Consider the following 2,765-nt stretch of genomic DNA (forward strand, 5'->3'; position numbering starts at 1 on the left):
CCAGATGGTGCCAACGATCATGGAGTCCGCCCACCGTTGGCGGTCCATGGCCGACGCCGCGGCGGCCGCGGGCGATGTGCGGCGACAAGGCGCAGCGCCAAACGACCCCGGCCAGAGGGTAGTAACCTAGCTTCCTAGGACGCGAAACGCGACGCGGCGGGGTTCACCGGTTTGCTGCGGCACGTGATCGGGGGCCGCCCGTGACACCTGCGCCGGACGGCTCGGGCAGGGCGAGTGCGATGCCGCAACCGGAGTGGGCGGGCACATCGGAGCGGGCGGCCTCCAAGCATCTGACAGGGTGCCGCCCCTGCCCGCAGCGTTCGGTCCGTGCCCGCAGCGTTCGGCCCCGCACGCGGCATTCGGCGCTGTCGCAGCGTTCGGCGCGGCCGCGCGGGGGCTGCCGTGGGATTCGGTGGGATTCAGTGGGATTCAGTGGGATTCAGTGGGAGTCGGTGGTGTGCCGGGCGCGGGTCAGCGCTGCAGCGCGCGCTGCAGGGCCGTGGCGAAGGTCGTCACCTCCTGGTCGGTGGTGTTGAACGAGGTCATCCAGCGGGCCGTTGCTGACTCGGGGTGCCACTCGAAGGCGTAGGTCTTCCGGAGGTGGGCGGCCGCCGCCCGTGGGATTCGGGCGAAGACCGCGTTGGACTGCGTCGGGTGGGCCAGGGTCGTGCCGGGTAAGGGCTGCACCGCGGCCGACAGCGCCGCGGCCGTCTGGTTGGCCCGGGTTGCGTTTGCGTGCCACAGGTCGTCGTCCAGCAGCGCCGTCAGCTGGGCCGCCACGAAGCGCATCTTCGACGTCAGTTGCATCGCCTGCTTCTGGAGGTGGTGGCGGGGAGCCGCCAGGGCGGCGTTGAGGAACAGGACGGCCTCGGCGCCCAGCGCGCCGTTCTTCGTCGCGCCGAACGTCAGGACGTCGATGTCGCACGCCGCGAAGGCCGACAGGTCGGTGCCGAGCGACACCGCGGCGTTGGACAGGCGGGCGCCGTCGACGTGGACGAGCAGGTCGTGCGCGTGCGCCCACGCGGCTATCTCGCGCAGCGACGACAACGGATACACCGTGCCCAGCTCCGTCGGCTGGGCCAGGGAGACGACCCGCGGGAGCGGGCGGTGCGGGTCGTCCGGCGGCCAGGTGGCCGCCTCGAGGAGCGGGACCGTCAGGCGGCCGTCGGGAGTCGGGACGCCGACCAGCTTGCTGCCCAGGAAGCGCTCCGGAGCGCCGGCCTCGTCGGCCAGGATGTGGGACGTCGTCGCGCACAGGACGGCCTCGTGGGGGCGGAGCATCGCGGCCAGGGCGATGATGTTCGCGGCCGTGCCCGTCAGGGCGAACGCCACGTCCACCGCCGCGCCGAAGTGGGCGCGCAGCAGGGCCACGGCCCGGGCGGTGACCGTGTCCGCGCCGTAGGACGGGGCCGTGGACGCGTTGGCGGCGGCGATCGCCGCGAGGACGGCCGGGTGCACGCCCGCGGTGTTGTCGCTCGCGAACCTCCAGGACATCTCCACGCCCACATCCTGCCCCCGAGGTACGACAAAATCCGAAAGCCCGGACCGGCCGTGCCGATGTCCGCGGCGTGACTTCACCGGCCGCCCCGAACGCACCGCAGCAAACGCAGACCGTCCACGTCGGGCGGCAGCCGATCTACGACCGGGACGGGGCCGTCGCGGCGTACGAGCTGCTGTTCCGGGGGCGGCTCGACGCCGTGGCGGCGGGGCGGCGGGACACGTTCGCGACCAGCCAGGTGATCACGAACACGTTCACCGAGTTCGGGGTGAACGAGATCGCCGGGGACCGGCCGTGCTTCATCAACCTGACGCGGGAGTTCCTGGTCGGGGAGCTGCCGCTGCCGTTCGGGCCGGAGCGGGTCGTGCTCGAGGTGCTGGAGACCGTCACCGTCGACGAGGCGGTCGAGCGGGGCGTGGCGCGGCTGCGCGACGAGGGGTACCGCATCGCGCTCGACGACTTCGTGTTCGGCGCCGGGCACGAGCGGCTGCTGGGGCTGGCCGCCTACGTCAAGCTCGACCTGCTCGACACCCCGCCGGAGCAGCTCGACGCGATCGTCGCGCTCTGCCGGCAGTACCACGGGATCCGGTTCGTCGGCGAACGCATCGAGTCCGACCGGGAACGCGCCCTGGCCGACCGCTTCGGGTGCGAGCTGCTGCAGGGGTATGCGCTGAGCCGGCCCGAGGTGCTCACGGCGACCGGCCTCGCGCCGTCGCGCCTCTCGCGCCTGCGGCTGCTCGGCGCGCTCGGCGCGGCCGACGGCAACCTCGACGAGGTGCTCCGGGTCATCGCCGACGACCCGGCCCTCGCCCTCAGGCTGCTCAAAGCGTGCAACTCGGCGGCCGTGGCGCCGTCGCGGCCGGTCACCTCGCTGCGCCAGGCCGTCGTGCTGCTCGGGCTGACCCACGTCCGGCAGTGGGCCATGCTGATGATCGTCGATGACGTCGCCGCCGGTACCGTCGACCAGTTCACCGACGCGGTGACCCGGGCCCGGCTGTGCCAGCACCTCGCCGGGGACGTCGGCGCGGCGCCGGAAACGGCGTTCACGGCCGGGCTCATCAGCAGCATCGCCGGGCTGCTCGACACCACGCCGGCCGCGCTCGCCGCGCAGCTGCCCCTGGCCGACGACCTGGTCGAGGCGATCACCACCGGCGGCGGGCCGGTCGGGCGGGCGCTGGGCCTCGCCGACGCGTACCTGTCCGGTGGCGCGGTCGAGGCCGCCGACCCGGCCCGGTGCTACCTGGACGCGCTGCGCTGGTCGACCCGG

The 2,765-nt window shown here is 73.5% G+C and carries 2 protein-coding genes; one reads left to right on the top strand and one right to left on the bottom strand.

Annotated elements, in window-relative coordinates; translation table 11 throughout:
• Positions 1–471 precede the first annotated feature (471 nt).
• Positions 472–1,494, bottom strand: a complete 1,023-nt coding sequence (locus IEZ31_RS53590) for a threonine aldolase family protein (RefSeq protein ID WP_190257912.1) — start codon at positions 1,492–1,494, stop codon at positions 472–474.
• A gap of 74 nt (positions 1,495–1,568) precedes the next feature.
• Between IEZ31_RS53590 and IEZ31_RS53595 the strand changes: the two genes are divergently transcribed.
• On the top strand, positions 1,569–2,765 hold a 1,197-nt coding region (locus IEZ31_RS53595; protein WP_190257899.1), incomplete at its 3' end, for an EAL and HDOD domain-containing protein.

The organism is Dactylosporangium sucinum (genome assembly GCF_014647515.1).
Classification (GTDB): domain Bacteria; phylum Actinomycetota; class Actinomycetes; order Mycobacteriales; family Micromonosporaceae; genus Dactylosporangium; species Dactylosporangium sucinum.